The organism is Devosia sp. MC532, from assembly GCF_016461625.1.
Lineage (GTDB): Bacteria > Pseudomonadota > Alphaproteobacteria > Rhizobiales > Devosiaceae > Devosia.
In genome coordinates this window covers 541031-556520 of sequence record NZ_JAEMNZ010000001.1, presented here as the reverse complement: position 1 = coordinate 556520, position 15490 = coordinate 541031, and the positions used below count along the sequence as shown (strand labels likewise).

Below are 15490 nucleotides of genomic sequence, written 5' to 3'. Positions count from 1 at the left end.
AAAAATCTCCGAGGGCAGATAGGCTTAGAGAGTTGTTGGGACGTCGATAGAGCCGTCGATGATCTTGGCTTCGATGGCCTTGATCTCTTCCATCACATCAGCTGGAACGACAGCATCGGTGTACTTGTTGACGGCGATCGCGATCGCGCCTTCCTTCAGGCCAAGCGATTCAGCCGAGCCGAGCTTGAGCTCGCCCTTCTGGAGCTGCTCGAAAGCGTAGACGACAGAATTGTCGACCTGCTTGAGGACCGAGGTGAAGATGCGCTCTGCGGTTTCCGGACGGGATTCTTCGAAGAGAAGAGCCTGATCGGAATCGACGCCGATGACATAGCGGCCAGCTTCAACAGCGGCTTCAATGGTGCCCTGACCCGAAGCGCCTGCGACCTGGAACACAATGCTTGCGCCCTGATCGTACATGGCCTTGCCGATTTCCTTGCCAACGGCAGGATCAGCGAAGGAGTTCGAGTACTGCTTGAGGACTTCGATTTCCGGGATGATCGACTTTGCGCCAGCTTCGTAGCCAACGAGGAAGTCATCGATAACCGGGATCGGCATTGCGCCGACAACACCGAGCTTGGAGCCTTCGGCAATGTCTTCAACGCCAGCCGTGGTGAGACGAGCCGACAGAGCGCCAGCAACGTATGCGCCTTCGTTCTGACGGAAGAGGATGGAATAGACGTTTTCACAGCCGCAAACGGCGTAGTCCACGGTGCCGTCAAAGACGACGAAGCGGATTTCTGGGAATTCTACCGCGATCTTTTCGATCAGCGGGACCATGGTGAAGGTGCCTGCAACGATGGTGTCGTAGTCGCCGCTTTCAGCGATATCGAACAGCGCTGCTTCCCAACGGGTTGGGTCGTAACCGCCTTCGACGGTCTTGGTTTCGATGCCCATTTCAGCATTGATGCGCTGAATGCCGCGTTCCGCGGAGTCGAAGAACGACTTGTCGCCGAGAGTGCCGTTGATGAAGTAAACGACACTTTCCGGGGCGCGCTGCAGATCTTCCGCCATCGCGCCACCCGCAGTCGCCAGCGTCAGTGCGCTAACAGCAAGACCTGCGGCCTTCAAAACCTTCAACATGAGCTCTCCTAAGCTACTTCGTGAGTTGGCTGAACTGGTTAATCCTGGTCGTGTAGCGATACGTCGATACGTAGCGCATCACGCAGTATTCGATGGGCTGGCGGCGATCGGACAAGGTGACCCGCTCACACAGCAGCAGGGGCGAGCCCTGCTCAACATTAAGATGGGACGCGTCTTCAGGCCCTGCGGCAATTGCGCCGAGGCTCTCAAGTGCTTCTGCCAGCGAGATATTAAATCGAGCGCGGAGCAGCTTATAGAGGGAACCAACCTCAGCAAGCTCGCTTAGCGTGAAAGAGCTGTTTTGCGGCAGGTTTAGATAGGCTTCCTGCAAACCAACGGGCCGGTCGTCGACCGTTCGAATGCGGACGACTTTGGTGATGAGGCGCTTGGGCTCAATCTCAAGTACACCAGCGATAGCAATGCTGGCCGGAATTTGTTCGACAGAAAGAACGGTTTGACCTGCGGTTTCGCCACGCTTGCTGGTGTCGACGGAGAAGCCATCGATGAACCGCGACATCTGCTGGACGGCCGGTGGGGAGACAAAGGTCCCGCGCCCATGATCGCCGTAGACGACGCCGATCGTCTCAAGAAGTTTTAGTGATTTACGGACGGTGTCACGACTGACTTGGTAGCGCAGGGCGAGATCGCGCTCGGCGGGCAACGGCCCATCGGCGGCAAATTCACCTGTTTCGATCGCCGCGCGCAATTGTTCTGCGAGGCGGCGGTAGATCGGTCCATCTGTGTTCAGTGCAGAAGAGGTCATGAGAGATCCCTGTCGGACGGGGGCGTGCTAAGTGGCACGTACCAATAAGTCAACTTCACGGATTAGTGATTAAATATCAGGCAGGGCTGCGCAAAATTTGACTTCGGTGGTACGTACCAATAGAAGCCGGGTGATATTTTAGGGAGTCTTTTGTATGGCTGAGCTGCCAAGCTTTATTGCGTTTACGGGTTTGGATAACCCAGCGCAGATCGGTGATTTGCGGGCGCTTTCAGCGCGTTACCCGATTGAATGGGGCGTCTTGGTGGATGATGCGCAGACAGAAAAACCGCTCTTTCCAGATGCAGAAAAACGCAAAGCTTTTGTGACAGCGGGTGGGCTGCGCTTGGCAGCGCATGTGTGCGGAGAACAGGCACGCCGCATCGCCAACGAGCCAGACAGCGTGGACGTAGAACTATTTGGTTATTCCCGCGTCCAAGTTAATCACAGCTTTACCGGGAGTTCGGCCGCCCACATTGAGAACACCGTCTATTTCGGGCGAAAGATCGGGGTTCGCTCGATGCTGCAGTTCAGCAAAGAGACGCCTAGCGATTCTCGGCTCGATTGGTTGTTCGATGTGTCCTTTGGCACAGGCGTAGCGCCAACCGCGTGGCCAACGCTGGCGAAGAACGGTCCCTTCGTGGGCTTCTCGGGCGGGATCGGGCCAGACACGGTCCAGGATGTGCTCAAGGCAATCGATGCGCCCGAGGGCGTACAGTACTGGATCGATATGGAGTCCCGTATCCGGACCGATGGCTATCTCGACCTCAATAAGTGCGAAGCGGTGTGCCGCGCCGTCTACGGATAATCGCGAAGCGGAGTGCAGATGTGAAAAGGGGCGGTATAGACCGCCCCTTTCTTGTGCCAATTACGGGTGTGGTGCTGGTGCAACGGCCAGCTCGGCTTCAGGCGTTTCCTCTGGATGGATACGGAACCACGCCACGTAAAGCGCGGGCAGGAATACGAGCGTGAGGATGGTGCCCACCAAAATTCCGCCGATCATGGCGTAGGCCATCGGTTCCCAGAACACTTCCGTCGCAATCGGAATAAGACCCAAGCTGGCAGCGAGCGCAGTGAGGATGATCGGGCGCACACGGTGTTCCGTGGCGTCGACGACGGCGTTCCATGCATGCATCCCCTCAGAGCGCAGATGCTCGATCTGCACGATCAGGATCACCGAATTTCGGATGAGGATGCCGACAAGCGCCAAGACGCCGAGAATTGCGACAAAGCCCAGAGGTTTGCCGAAGGGCAAGAGCGCCGCGACGACGCCAATGACCGCGAGCGGGGCCACTGCGAAGACGAGGATGAGGCGCGAGAAGCTCTGCAGCTGGATCATGAGCACGGTGGCCATGATGAAGAGCATCAGCGGCACCACCGCAACGATCGGCGTGATCGATTGCTCGCTGCTTTCCACCTCACCACCGGTGACGACAGAGTAACCCGCGGGAAGCGATTGGGCGAAGTCAGCGACCAATGGGGCCAATGCGCTGGCAACGCTGGCGGGCTGGATCGTGCCGACAACATCAGCATTGAGCGTGATGGTTGGCGCACGGTCGCGGCGGTTTATGACCGGTTGTTCCTGCTCATAGCGCAGAGTAGCAATCGAAGAGAGCGGGATGGAGCGACCATCGCCCGTTGCCAACTGCATGTCTTGCAGGGGTTCTATAGACCCACGATCAGTGGCTTCAGAGCGTCCGGTGACAGTGACGAGGTAGATATTGTCTCTAATCTGCGTAATCGGCTGACCAGAGGTGACGCCATTGAGGGCCGTAGAGATGTCGCTGTTGGAAATGCCCAGCTGACGGGCCTTATCCTCAAGCACATCGACCTGCACAACTTGCATGCTTTCCATCCAATCATAGCGAACCGGACCGAGGTCTGGATTCTGGCTGATGACGGCGGCGAGACGCTGCGCTTGAGTGCGGAGGGTTTGGATGTCCGGGCCGCTCACACGGTACTGGATCGGGCGGGTGACAGGCGGGCCGAGTGCCAGACGGCGCACATAGGTATCAGTGCCGGGGAAGGTCTGCTGCAGATAGGCCTCGATATCCGCCTTCACCCCGTCACGGACTTTAAGCCCTTTTGTGACAATGACTGTCTGGGCGATGTTGGGCATAGCCACGGGCACATCAAGGGTCAGAACGAAGCGTGGCGCGCCTTCCCCTATGTGGCTCGAGTAGTGATCGATATTCGGGTTTTGAGCGAGGAGATCGGATTCGAACTTGGTGACCTGCCGTTCAGTTTCGGCGATCGAGGCGTTTTGCGGCAACGTCCATTCCACGATCAACTCTGGGCGATCCGACGATGGGAAGAACTGCTGCGGAACAAGGGTCATGCCGAAGAGGGAGGCGCCAAAGAGCGCAATGGTGACGACAATCGTGAGCCATCGATGGCGCATCGCCCCTTGAATGAGGGCGGAGAAGGCACGCATCGCGCGGCTCTTTTTGCCAGCCTTGTGCTTCATCTGCTTTGGCAGAATGGAAACGCCAATGAGCGGGGTGAACAGCACGGCCACCACCCATGACACCAAGAGGGCTATCGCCAACACCACGAAGAGCGTGAAAGTGAATTCGCCAGCCTGGGATGAGTTTAGGCCGATAGGGACGAAGCCTGCCACAGTGACGATGGTGCCGGTGAGCATGGGGAAGGCGGTGGAGGTGTAAACGGCCACGGCAGCCTTCTTGAGAGAGTCTCCAGCCTCGAGGCGCGACACCATCATTTCCACGGCGATCATGGCATCGTCGACCAGAAGCCCGAGCGAGATGATGAGAGCGCCGAGCGACACACGCTGAAGCGAAATGTCGAGATAGCTCATGAAGAGGAAGGTGATTGCGAGCACGAGCGGAATGGAGAGGGCGACGACCATGCCGGCACGCAAGCCGAGGCTGACAAAACAAACCACGAGAACAATGCCAACAGCCTCAAACAAGGCTTTGGTGAAACCGTTGACGGCTTCTTCAACCACGTGCGGCTGATCAGAAACGCGATGGATCTCGACGCCATAGGGCAGTTCGCCAACGATGCGTTCGACTTCGGCAGTAAGCTCTTCGCCGAAATGCAAAAGATTGCCACCAGCACGCATGCCAATGGCGAGGCCAATTGCTGGCTCCCCATTGTAGTGGAAGAGAGCCGTTGGCGGATCGGTGTATCCGCGCTGAACGCTGGCTACGTCGACCAGACGGAAGAACTGGTCGCCGATCCGCAGATTGACGCGCTCAAGGCTTTCTTCGGATGAGAATTGTCCACCCACCCTAACCGCGACGCGTTGTGCGCCTGCCTGGATGACACCTGATGGGCTAATCGCGTTCTGATCCTGCAGGGTCGCAATGACCTCGGCCGCGCTGACACCCATTGCAGCAAGCTTACGGGAGGAGAATTCGAGGTAGACCTGCTCACTTTGCGCGCCGATGAGTTCGACAGTGCCAGCTTCTTTGAGAGTTAAAATCTTGGACCGTGCGTCTTCGACATAGTCGCGCAACTGACGATGGGTTAGGCCATCGGCCGTGAAGGCGTAAATATTGCCATAGACGTCGCCGAAGCGGTCGTTGAAGAAGGGGCCTTGTACGCCTTGGGGGAAGGTACGGGCAATGTCGCTGACCATGGCGCGCACTTCGAGCCAAGTCTGGCGAACAGTCGCCGCCGCGGTCTCATTGCGCAGATTGACAAAAATCGTCGTTGAGCCTGCGGTGGTCGTCGAGCGGGTGAAATCGAGCGTCTGCAAATCCTGCAGTTCGCGCTCTATGCGCTCCGTAACCTGCGTCGCCATTTCTTCGGGTGCAGCGCCGGGCCATGCAGCGGCAATCACCATGGTGCGGATGGCAAAGGCAGGATCTTCTTCACGGCCAAGGCTCAAATAGGAAAATACGCCCGCCAGCATGGCGACGATCATGAAGTACCAGACCATAGAGCGGTGCTGGAGGGCCCATTCGGAGAGGTTGAAGGACTTCATTTTGTGCTCTCCAGAATGAGTTTGACGGACTGGCCGTCGGTCAGGCTGTTGACGCCCGCGACGACGACGCGCTCGCCGGCCTGTAAGCCGACACTGACGACTGCACGCCCTGACGTGTGCGCACCGCGGAGGACGACTTCTCGATAGTGAACGGTGGCGTTGGCTTCATCGACAATCCAGACGCCGGTTTTGCCGTCGTCGAATTTGACAGCACTGGCGGGAATGGTGAGTTGCTGCTTGCTGGATGCCACCAAGGCAGCGCTCGCCGTTGACCCCAACCAAAAGGCTTCCACTTCGGTCTCGATGCCGATTTTGATGCGCCAAGCCCGCGTTATCGGGTCTGCTTGGGGGGCAATCTCGCGTACCGTTCCCGGAACGCTCGTTTCAGGTGTTAGCTGAGGCCAGATCTGAAACTCTGTGCCGACCGAGACTTCACCCATGAGGCTATCGGGGAGGTCGAGGACGAGATCACGCGTTGTTGGGTCGGCTAGGGTGATGATGGATTGCCCTGCTGCGACGACCGAGCCTGCTTCGGTGTTTACGGCAGTGACAATGCCGTCAAATGGGGCGAGCAGAGTTGTGTAGGAAAGCTGTTCTTTCGTTTGGCGCAAGCGAGACTCAGCTTGGACGAGCATCGCCTTTGCCCCAGACGTCTGCTGTTCGGCAAGCTCGAGATTGGCAATGGAGACGACGTCCGTTTGCGTGAGCGTGCGCAGGCGCCCTTCGGCGGCGGCTGCATTGGCATATTGCGCCTCGGCCGAAGCGAGATCGGCGCGTGCGGTTTGAACCGCAAGGTGTTGAGTGGTGGCGTCGAGATTGGCGAGAGGTGTTCCCTCACTCACTTGCGCACCCAGATCGACCTGGCGTGTGACTAAGGTTCCACCGACGCGAAAAGCAAACGAAGCCGATACGCGCGGGGAAACCACACCAACAAATTGCGGGGCAGACGCGTGCTGTTCTGTAACGAGTTGGGTGAGTACGGGGCGCACGGTTGCGATGTCGCCCGGCGCAGCGTCTTCCGCCCATGATGGTATCGACAGGCACAGCGCAAGCGCCGAGGCGGTCAGAAAAGTGACGGACTTCATGGCTGGGCTACCTCTCGGGTATCGACAACGAGGCCGGGGGACAGGAACTGACCGCCGGAGACGACCACCTTCTCGTTATCCTCAAGTCCATCGGCAAGGATCGCGACGCCGCTCTCATAGCGCTCGACGGTGACTGCTCGCAGAGAGACTGTGTTGTCACCGGCGACGAGCCAAACGGCCGCTTGGCCATTGTCCAGCGTCAGTGCCTGCATCGGTAGGGTAACGTGGTCGTCTTGCCGGACGTGCAACCGGACGGAGACGGGCACGCCTAGGGGCAGGCTTGGGTCGACTTCAACTTTCACGGGGACAGTGCCTGTCGCGTCCAAAGCTGGAGCAATCTCCGCTATGCGTCCGGTGGTAATGGCGGCTGGATTTGAAATGGGGGAAACCGAGACCTGCTGGTTGATGTCCCAGCCAGATATTGCGGCTTCTTGCACATTAATCCGGGCGTTGCGCGGGCCATTTTCTGCGATGAGAAAGACAGGCGCTCCTGCTTGGACGACTTCGTCGACATTGGCGAGTTTGCGGATAACCACACCATCGGCACGTGCCTTGAGTGTTGTATAGCTGAGAGCTTCTTGGGCGAGTTCGAGCTGCGCCTGCGCACTCTCAGCTGTGCCGGAAGCCGTTTCCCAAGCCGTCTTCGCCCCATCGAGCGCGCTTCGCGTCGTCAGTCCCTGATCCCAGAGTGATGTCTGTCGATCGAGCGCTGTCTTGGTCTGCGTCAGACGTGATTGCGCTGCCGTGACACCCGCTTGTGCAGCGTCAACATCTGCTTGGTATTCTGCAGGGCTCATGCGCGCTAAAACTTGCCCCGCCTGTACGCGCTGGCCAACGTCTACAGTGAGCGTCGAAAGTCTGCCGCTGATCAGAAAGGCGGCAGACGCTTGAGCTTTGGCTTCGACCGACCCTGTGAGGGTTTGTGAAAGCGTCCGGAGCTGATGGGTGACCGTTACGACCTCGACGAGTGGGGTTGCTTTGGTCGCAGTATTCGCCGGGGCGCCACACGCGGCGAGGCCGACAATGCTGGCCAATGCGGCAAGTTTGAGTAGGGACATGGTGTGGGGCATCGGCTTTAGCGTCCTTCAGCCGGGAGGAATTGAGCGAGGTAGAGGAGGCGAGCAGTATCTGCCATGCGCGCCGCGAGATCGGCAGGTGTGCCCTGCAGGTCCCCGCGGATCCAACGCACGACGAGCCACATCGACCCTCCCGCGATAACGTCAGAGAGTTGGCTCAGCTTTTCACTGGCTAGCGGACTGAGATCGTCCGTCGTGCGGGTGAGCATGCGCTGGCTGACGAATTGAACGAGTTCTTCGAAGAAGGCGGCGGTGGCTGTGCCTTCGATGGATCGCAAATAGAATGCGCGATGTGCGTCGATGTGAATGAGTGCGGGCAGGGCGTGTTGGGTAACGGTCTGCTCGATGGTCTCTGGTGTGCAAACCCCAGCGAACGGCGGCAATACGGTGGCGACGCGTTCAAGTGCTGCGCGCTGCAGAGCTGAGGAAACGTCCGGGAAATGCTGATAGAACGTCGGGCGCGTAACCCCAGCTGTCTCCACGAGCTTGGTGATGGAAATGGGCTGTGACGGGTCTGCGTCGACTAAGGCGACAACTGCGTCCAACAGGGCACGTCGTGTCCTGAGGAGGCGAGGATCGTCGTCTTTATTGCGCGGCTGCGGCTCTGACATGGCTGATCGTGTTTTTTACAAACGTAAAATACATCTACAGCAAGCCGCGCGTCTGTCAATCGTCTTTGCGTGGCACTAGGGGTGGGCGAGTGCACGTAGGGCCGGACGGAGTTGGCCGGAATGGGTGTTCAGGAGCGCCTCTGCGCTGGCGAGATCTGGAACGCCTGCTGCCAACAGAATGGCTGGTTTGACAGCGAGTTGGGCCCGATCAAGCGCCGCTTGCGCTTCTGGAAATGAGACGCCTGTGATCTCGGTAATCATGGTCTGAGCGCGCGTGACCAATTTCGCATTGTCGGCGACAACATTGACCATATAGCCATCATAGATGTGCCCAAGCCGCAGCGCGGCCAGTGTGGAGATCATGTTGAGCGCGATCTTTTGTGCGGTGCCTGCGCCCATGCGGGTTGAGCCCGCTATAGTTTCCGGCGGCGTGCTGAGAACAATGTTTGCATCACCCAAACTTCCCAGAGGGCTGTCTGAATTGTTGGCGATGGCAATCACCTGCGCGCCACGGGATTTGGCAACCTGCGCCGCGGCAACGGCATAGGGGGTGCTGCCACTGGCGGAAATTGCGATGACGCAATCAGCATCGGTCAAATGGAGAGCTTCCGCTTCCGCTGCGCCCGCGGTGGCATCGTCCTCAGGGCCGCCGCGCAGGTGGCGCAGCATATCCGATCCTCCGGCGAACAAGACGATGATGCGTTCTTGGGGGATGCCAAATGTGCCCGGCAATTCAAGGGCGTCGGCCAAGGCCATGAGCGCGGAGCTGCCAGCGGCTGCAGAAATTAGACGCCCGCCACTATGCAGGGTGTTGGCGACAATGGTGGCTGCTGCGTCAATTGAGGGGATCGCGGCTGACACGCACTGTGCTGCCGCAACCTGACCATCAGCAAACAGCGTCAGAATCTCTGCGTTTGAACGAAGGTCTAACGCATTGGCGTTTTTGTTCTTTTGCTCGGTACGGGGTTGGGGCATTGCGGTCTCCAAACGTTTGGTAGAGATAAAAGCGCCGGCCGCGCCAAGTCGCAAAAGTCGATGACGAGCTCAGCTGGTATGTGATTGGTATTGATTAGCAGTAAACGCATGGTACAAGATGGTCTCATGAGCACTGCGCCTGAAGGTCTTTTTGGCAATAGTCCTGTTGTCCTGCCTCGCGGGGGGCCACTCTATCTGCAATTGAAACGCTGGATAGAGGGCGTAATTTTGGCGGGTGAAGTCGTCCCCGGTCATGCCCTGCCGTCAGAGCGTGATCTGGCGATCCGCGCCAACGTGTCTCGTGTGACGGTCCGCAAGGCGGTGCAGCAACTGGTCGGGGAAGGCGTTCTCGTACAGCGCCATGGCTCGGGCACATTCGTCGCGCCGCACACTGAACGGGTTGAGCAATCCCTGTCGCAGCTCACCTCGTTTACCGATGATATGGCTCGGCGTGGGATGATCGTGCGGTCGGAATGGTTGGAACGGGGCGTGTTCCTGCCGTCGCCTGAAGAAACCATGTCGCTCGGGCTTTCAGCAGGCGAAAAAGTAGCTCGTATCAATCGCCTCAGGTTACACCAAGATCTGCCGCTGGCTATCGAGCGGGCGAGTGTTTCGGCGGAACTCATTGCCGATCCGAACAAGATCGGCGACTCGCTTTACAAATTTCTCGAAACTCGCGATGCGCGCCCGGTGCGTGCAGTGCAGCGCATCCGCGCGGCCAATATCGGCGAGATTGATGCAGCGCTCTTGCACGTGCCGATCGGCTCAGCTGGTCTGCAGATTGAGCGGCTTTCCTATCTAAAAACGGGGCGTGTGGTTGAGTTCACGCGCTCGATCTATCGCGGGGACGCTTATGACTTTGTCGCTGAGTTGCGACTGAGCGCGTAAACCTCCCTAATCGACTTATTTCCCGACGAGCTGATGGCTCAAGCAAGTGACGTATGAGAATGAGTGATATCCAAGCCTTCACCTGTGATCGCATTTTTGATGGTCATGCCTGGCACGAGAAGGCCGCATTGCTGGTCGAATTTGGTTATGTCGCGGGCATTGTCGACCAAGCTGCTGTCCCGTCCAACGCACAGGTGACTGACTTGGGTGCTGGCATGGTTGTGCCTGGCTTCATCGACCTTCAAGTCAATGGCGGCGGTGGCATTCTCTTTAATAACGCGCCAACGCTTGAGTCTATCCGCACGATTTGCGCGGCACACCATCAGTTTGGCACGACGGCGCTGATGCCGACGCTGATCACTGATACGGCGCAGGTCAATGAGCAGGCGATTGCTGCTGGCGTTGCAGCGGACGCTGCACGCGTACCCGGCTTTATCGGGCTGCATCTTGAGGGGCCGCATTTGGCCGTAGCGCGTAAAGGGACCCATGATCCAGCGCTCATCCGCCCCATGGATAGCGAAGATGAGGAGCGACTGGTCAACGCGGCGCAGACTTTACCGAACCTTATTTGCACCGTTGCGGCTGAAACAGTGCCGCCGGAGCAGATCGAACGGCTCGTTGCGGCTGGGGCTATCGTCAGTATCGGTCACTCAGACGCCAGCTTTGACTTGGCAAAGCAGGCGTTCTCAGCTGGCGCTTCCATGGCAACGCACTTGTTTAATGCCATGAGCCAAATGGGAAGCCGCGAGCCTGGTGTTGTAGGGGCCGTCTTGGACAGCGAAGGCGTTACCGCAGGGCTGATCGCCGACGGTATTCATGCCCATCCAGCTTCGATCGGCGTGGCGCTTCGCTCCAAACGCGGTTCGGGCAAGGTATTTCTTGTTACGGACGCCATGTCGCAAACGGGCACGGATTTGCAGGAAATCATTTTGAACGGTCGCACGATCACCCGTGCAGATGGCGCATTGCGTCTGGCCAATGGAACCTTGGCTGGTGCCGATCTCGATATGATCGATGCGGTGACCTATGTGATCGATGTCGTTGGTGTGGATGCGGAAGAGGTGTTCCGGATGGCCTCGCTCTATGCGGCGCAAGCGCTTGGCATCGACAATGAGCATGGCCATTTGGGCGCTAAGGCCGTCGGCAACTTCGTTCATTTAGATGACCAGAGAGCTGTCCAGTCGACGTGGATTAATGGAAGTTGCGTCTACGCAGCTTAACCAGTTTGGGGAGCGTGCAGGATACCTGCCGCGCCCTCATTGTTTCTAAATCCTGGTTTTCTCGCGCCAATAATCGTGGTGCCGTCATCTACTAAAGTGCCGAGTTAAGGTAAAATTAACCGCAGTTAACAGTTCGTCACTGAGTGTGTGCTGAATCTGCAACAACCTCTCCGCTACGAACCCCACCTCGCACCAAAACCGCTTCTGAACGATTGCGTACGCCTCCGGGTTGCGTAGAGTGGGTCTTGCGAATCCATGCATGGGATCGTTTGTCGGTCGCGACGCGACGACAACACACTGCACCACGAATAGTGTGGTCGCGTTACGACAAACCGCTGGGTAACCGGCACAAAAATATGACTGACTTTGGAGGTCAATAATGAAACTCAAGAGCCTTATCCTCGGTTCCGTTGCTGCTGCTGGTCTCTCGACTGCTGGTTACGCTGCTGATCTCGGCGTTCTCACCTCGCTCGACGTTTGCGACTCGCTCGGCATCTCGGGCCTGACCCTCTCGTCTTCGGACAACTGCCTCCAGATCACCGGCGGCGTTTCGTACGAATTCGGCATCGGCCAGTTCCGTGATGAAGGTATCGTTGCTTCGACCATCGACTCGCGCAAGGTTGCAGTTGGCCGTACGTCGGGTGAAGATTGGGATAGCCGCGTTATCTCGTGGGTTAAGTTTGTAGGTACTGCTGCTTCGGACTTTGGTCCAGCTTCGGCGACCATCAAGCTCAAGAGCGATGCTCGTCAGCGTCATCATGGTGCTGCATCGGGCACAACTTCGACTTGGGATGGCGACAAGGATGGCCGCTTCTTCGCTGACGAAGCTTTCGTTCAGGTCGGCGACACCACCACCATCATGGCTGGTAAGAAGGGTTCGATCGCGAACCTGGGCGATGATGCTCCATTCAACTATCTCGGCCTTTTCAACTCCGCGTCGATCGACGGTGCTGGTGTTGGCCTTGACGGCGACTCCGATTTGCTCGGCGGTCATGTTATCCAGGTTGTCTCTGAAGTTGCAGATGGCGTAAAGGTTGGCGTTGGTCTTGAAGCTCTTCAGCGCGAAGCTAAGAACTTCGGTGCAACTGGTCCGGGCACCCTCGTTGGCGTTGTTGAATACGCTGGTGAAGGCATCACCGCACACCTCACCGCTGCAGCATTCGAAATCCTGAACAATAAGGTTGACTCGTGGATGCTCCACGCTGGCGTAACCGGTCAGTTCGATGCGTTCAAGGTTCGTGCTGCTGCATCTTACTTCAACAAGTCGCTCATCGGCGGTGAAGTTCGTGGTGGTGCAAAGCCATACAACGGCGCGAACGTTCTGAACGCTCTCGTCTCGGTTGAAGGCAAGTTTGACCTGTTCACCCTCGCTGCTTCGGCAGAAGTGCAGAACGTCACGAACCGTCCTGCTGGCGCAGCTGACTTCACCGACTACGGTCTGGGCGCATCGGCTGGCTTCGCGGTTACCGAAGGTGTTTCGATCAACCTCGGTGCACGTTACTTCCACTCTGGCTTCCTCAGCGAAGGTTCGACCCAGGTTTCCGCTCAGCTCGTTGCTGCTTTGACCGAAACCATCAAGGCAACCGCTGAAATCGGTGGTTACTTCGGCGACGCGATCAAGAACAACGCTGCGTTCAAGAACGACTCGATCGTTTACGGTACCGTTGGTCTTGCTTGGGCACCAGGCGGTGGTTTCACCTCCTCGCTCGAAGGTACCGTTAACAGCGAAGACGCTTACAAGGTTACCTTCAAGGCTGCGAAGAACTTCCAGTAAGTTCTGTCTCAGAATTGATATGGGAAAGGCCCGGCTCACGCCGGGCCTTTTCTTTTTATATTCGGTTCCGAACCGGCCGAGCGTGGAACTTATATCGTTCCGGACGGCGGGTTTCAGTTGATGGGCGTTACTGGGATTGGTGGCTTCTTAGCGTAAACTGCCGAGTTCCTGCCAAAGCCGTTCCTGGTGATGGCGCTTTAACTCGGGTAGACATGCGCACAATCAGTCGGAGCTTGAGTGAGCGGTTTTTGTCTGTGAAGGGTTCTACTCGGGATGGCTTCTCAATGGACGTGCGAGTACTCGCTAGTTTGTTTTAGAATTGTCGGTCTGCGTGAGTGAGGCTTTCATATCCCATTAGTAGTGCGAATGAGTGTTAGCGCTCCGAGCAATTGGAGAACGGTCAATTAGACGTTCAGGCGGACGGTGCCTCGCCCTGCTGGTTCGCAAATCATCGTGACCGCTCAAGAATTGTGAACTGTTTCCAACCTTCTGCGTTATGGTTTATGACCCGTTAATGCGTGTGAGCTAAGGCTGGCTGAGCTGTAATCACACTGGCTATTGGGCTGCGGCGTTACAGTTTGCTAGACTACGTCTTGGGGCAAAACTTTGATAAATCAGCGACTTTTCCTTCTTGCCTGTGCTCTGGTTGCGCCAGCGCCGTTCGTTGCGGCGCAGGAGTTTGGTGTTGTGCAGGCGCAGGGATTGGGCGTGTTGCAAGAGTTGAACACCTGCGATTACCTCGGCGTGCCCGGCATGACTTTGGCCTCAGATACTCACTGTCTGCAGTTGCGGGGTGGTGTGTCCTATGAGCTGGAGTTGGGGCAGTTTCGGGATGAAGTTGTTATCGCGCGGACGTCTCACGACACTAAATTGCCTGTCGGGCTTTATGGCGTCGATTGGAATACCAAGGTCAAGACTTGGCTAAAGTTGGTCGATGTTTCTGAGACGGATTTTGGCCCTTCTCGTGCGGTTATTCAGATTGGCACCGAGGAAGAGCAGAAGTTCTGGGGCAGTGCAGTTGGCTACACCACTGACGGCCCAATGGCGTCGTCGCGCGGAAGCAATGAGCTAAAGATTGACGAGGCTTTTGTTGAGATTGGTGATGCGACCAAGTTGATGATTGGGAAGAAGGGTTCGGTTGCTATATTTGGCAATGACAGGCCGTTTAACTATCTCGGCTTGTTCAATACCTCTTCGTATGAAGGCGGTGGCGTCGGCATTGACAATGACAGCGAGAAGATTGGCGGGCATGTCGTGCATGCGACCTCTCGCTTGAACAATCAGTGGACCATTTCTGGCGGTATCGAGGCGATTGGGTCTGACACCGGCGGCACTGGCGTTGCTTCCATCGCCTATAATCGCGATGGTCTCTCGGGGCATTTAACTGGCCTGTTATTCGACCTCAGCAGTGCGGATCGTTCTTGGATGCTCCATAGTGGTGCTTCCGCATATTTCGATGGTTTTAGCCTCAGATCCGCAGTCGCATACCATGCGAACGCAAAGCATGACGGCATTGATCGCATTGACGCTATGGCCTCCGCCGAAGGGCGCTTTAGAAGTTTGACCTTCGCCGTGTCGTCCGAACTTATTCATGATGGTACGCTGTTCGCGACGAACTTCATAGACTACGGCTTTGGTGCGTCGGTTGGCTTCCCGCTACATAGGTATGTTTCTGGCAATGTCGGTACGCGCGCTTTTATCGACGGTCGCACGGGCCTGGTGACGGGGCAGGTTGCTGGGCAGGTGAACGCTGTCATGACGGAAGTTTTCGCGGTCGGCGCTGAGGCTGGTGTCTATTTTGGCTCGAAGATCGCTGAGCAGAAAGTCGCTGGTGCCTTCCACAATGATGTTGTGGGATACGTTGGCGCCCATGTGAACGTGACGCCAGGTGGCGGCGTCACTGGCCACTTGAAAGGCGAGTTCAACACCGAGGGCGGATATAAGCTAACAGTCCGCGCCGGGAAGGAATTCAAGTAAGCACTCGATGCTTGAGCGAAGCCTCAGTGACGAAGTCGTGCTTGGTATGTCCCCTCGGCTTTGGTAGGTTCAGGTGTTGCGGCGATAATCTG

General features: G+C 57.4%; 12 protein-coding genes. 5 read left to right on the top strand and 7 right to left on the bottom strand.

Translation table 11 applies throughout. The features are described from left to right. Positions 1-24: 24 nt before the first annotated feature. Together JHC09_RS02600 and JHC09_RS02595 are read right to left on the bottom strand one after the other, a co-directional pair. Positions 25-1080, bottom strand: a complete 1056-nt coding sequence (locus JHC09_RS02600) for a BMP family ABC transporter substrate-binding protein (protein ID WP_169196052.1) — start codon at positions 1078-1080, stop codon at positions 25-27. A 13-nt stretch (positions 1081-1093) separates the two neighbouring features. After that, complete coding sequence (locus tag JHC09_RS02595) at positions 1094-1843, bottom strand: GntR family transcriptional regulator (RefSeq protein ID WP_199530670.1); 750 nt, start codon at positions 1841-1843, stop codon at positions 1094-1096. Positions 1844-1997: 154 nt separating this feature from the next. Here JHC09_RS02595 and JHC09_RS02590 point away from each other — a divergent pair, with 154 nt between their 5' ends. Continuing rightward, a complete protein-coding gene (locus JHC09_RS02590) occupies positions 1998-2648 on the top strand; it encodes a phosphoribosylanthranilate isomerase (RefSeq protein WP_199530669.1) in 651 nt (216 codons plus the stop codon). Positions 2649-2708: 60 nt separating this feature from the next. Here JHC09_RS02590 and JHC09_RS02585 read toward each other — a convergent pair whose 3' ends face one another. The 5 genes from JHC09_RS02585 to JHC09_RS02565 form a co-directional block, all read right to left on the bottom strand. Next, positions 2709-5792, bottom strand: coding sequence for an efflux RND transporter permease subunit (locus JHC09_RS02585; protein ID WP_199530668.1), 3084 nt, complete (start codon positions 5790-5792; stop codon positions 2709-2711). Next, entirely contained in the window at positions 5789-6877 is a 1089-nt protein-coding gene (locus JHC09_RS02580) for an efflux RND transporter periplasmic adaptor subunit (protein WP_199530667.1), read from the bottom strand. The genes JHC09_RS02585 and JHC09_RS02580 overlap by 4 nt, the downstream gene beginning before the upstream one ends. After that, entirely contained in the window at positions 6874-7947 is a 1074-nt protein-coding gene (locus tag JHC09_RS02575; protein ID WP_210338080.1) for an efflux RND transporter periplasmic adaptor subunit, read from the bottom strand. Before JHC09_RS02575 ends, JHC09_RS02580 begins: the two co-directional genes overlap by 4 nt. A 5-nt stretch (positions 7948-7952) precedes the next feature. After that, a complete protein-coding gene (locus tag JHC09_RS02570) occupies positions 7953-8564 on the bottom strand; it encodes a TetR/AcrR family transcriptional regulator C-terminal domain-containing protein (RefSeq protein ID WP_199530665.1) in 612 nt (203 codons plus the stop codon). Between the two features lie 75 nt (positions 8565-8639). Next, on the bottom strand, positions 8640-9551 hold the full coding sequence (locus tag JHC09_RS02565) for an N-acetylmuramic acid 6-phosphate etherase (RefSeq protein ID WP_282567642.1): 912 nt from the start codon (positions 9549-9551) through the stop codon (positions 8640-8642). 114 nt (positions 9552-9665) lie between these two features. Here JHC09_RS02565 and JHC09_RS02560 point away from each other — a divergent pair, with 114 nt between their 5' ends. The 4 genes from JHC09_RS02560 (at position 9666) to JHC09_RS02545 (ending at position 15398) form a co-directional block, all read left to right on the top strand. Further along, positions 9666-10427 carry a GntR family transcriptional regulator gene (locus JHC09_RS02560; RefSeq protein ID WP_199530663.1) on the top strand — a complete coding sequence of 254 codons (762 nt, stop codon included), beginning with the start codon at positions 9666-9668 and terminating at the stop codon, positions 10425-10427. 59 nt (positions 10428-10486) lie between these two features. Further along, entirely contained in the window at positions 10487-11647 is a 1161-nt protein-coding gene (gene nagA / locus JHC09_RS02555; protein ID WP_199530662.1) for an N-acetylglucosamine-6-phosphate deacetylase, read from the top strand. A 379-nt stretch (positions 11648-12026) separates the two neighbouring features. Further along, positions 12027-13421 carry a hypothetical protein gene (locus JHC09_RS02550; RefSeq protein ID WP_199530661.1) on the top strand — a complete coding sequence of 465 codons (1395 nt, stop codon included), beginning with the start codon at positions 12027-12029 and terminating at the stop codon, positions 13419-13421. A 606-nt stretch (positions 13422-14027) separates the two neighbouring features. Continuing rightward, the gene (locus JHC09_RS02545; protein ID WP_199530660.1) at positions 14028-15398 is read left to right on the top strand and encodes a hypothetical protein; all 1371 of its coding nucleotides are present in this window, start codon (positions 14028-14030) and stop codon (positions 15396-15398) included. The last annotated feature ends 92 nt before the right edge of the window (positions 15399-15490 follow it).

Coding starts and splice junctions, on each gene's coding strand:
- JHC09_RS02600 (WP_169196052.1), bottom strand. CDS start 1,080: ATGTTGAAGGTTTTGAAGGCCGCAGGTCTTGCTGTTAGCGCACTGACG.
- nagA (WP_199530662.1), top strand. CDS start 10,487: ATGAGTGATATCCAAGCCTTCACCTGTGATCGCATTTTTGATGGTCAT.
- JHC09_RS02595 (WP_199530670.1), bottom strand. CDS start 1,843: ATGACCTCTTCTGCACTGAACACAGATGGACCGATCTACCGCCGCCTC.
- JHC09_RS02560 (WP_199530663.1), top strand. CDS start 9,666: ATGAGCACTGCGCCTGAAGGTCTTTTTGGCAATAGTCCTGTTGTCCTG.
- JHC09_RS02590 (WP_199530669.1), top strand. CDS start 1,998: ATGGCTGAGCTGCCAAGCTTTATTGCGTTTACGGGTTTGGATAACCCA.
- JHC09_RS02580 (WP_199530667.1), bottom strand. CDS start 6,877: ATGAAGTCCGTCACTTTTCTGACCGCCTCGGCGCTTGCGCTGTGCCTG.
- JHC09_RS02570 (WP_199530665.1), bottom strand. CDS start 8,564: ATGTCAGAGCCGCAGCCGCGCAATAAAGACGACGATCCTCGCCTCCTC.
- JHC09_RS02575 (WP_210338080.1), bottom strand. CDS start 7,947: ATGCCCCACACCATGTCCCTACTCAAACTTGCCGCATTGGCCAGCATT.
- JHC09_RS02585 (WP_199530668.1), bottom strand. CDS start 5,792: ATGAAGTCCTTCAACCTCTCCGAATGGGCCCTCCAGCACCGCTCTATG.
- JHC09_RS02550 (WP_199530661.1), top strand. CDS start 12,027: ATGAAACTCAAGAGCCTTATCCTCGGTTCCGTTGCTGCTGCTGGTCTC.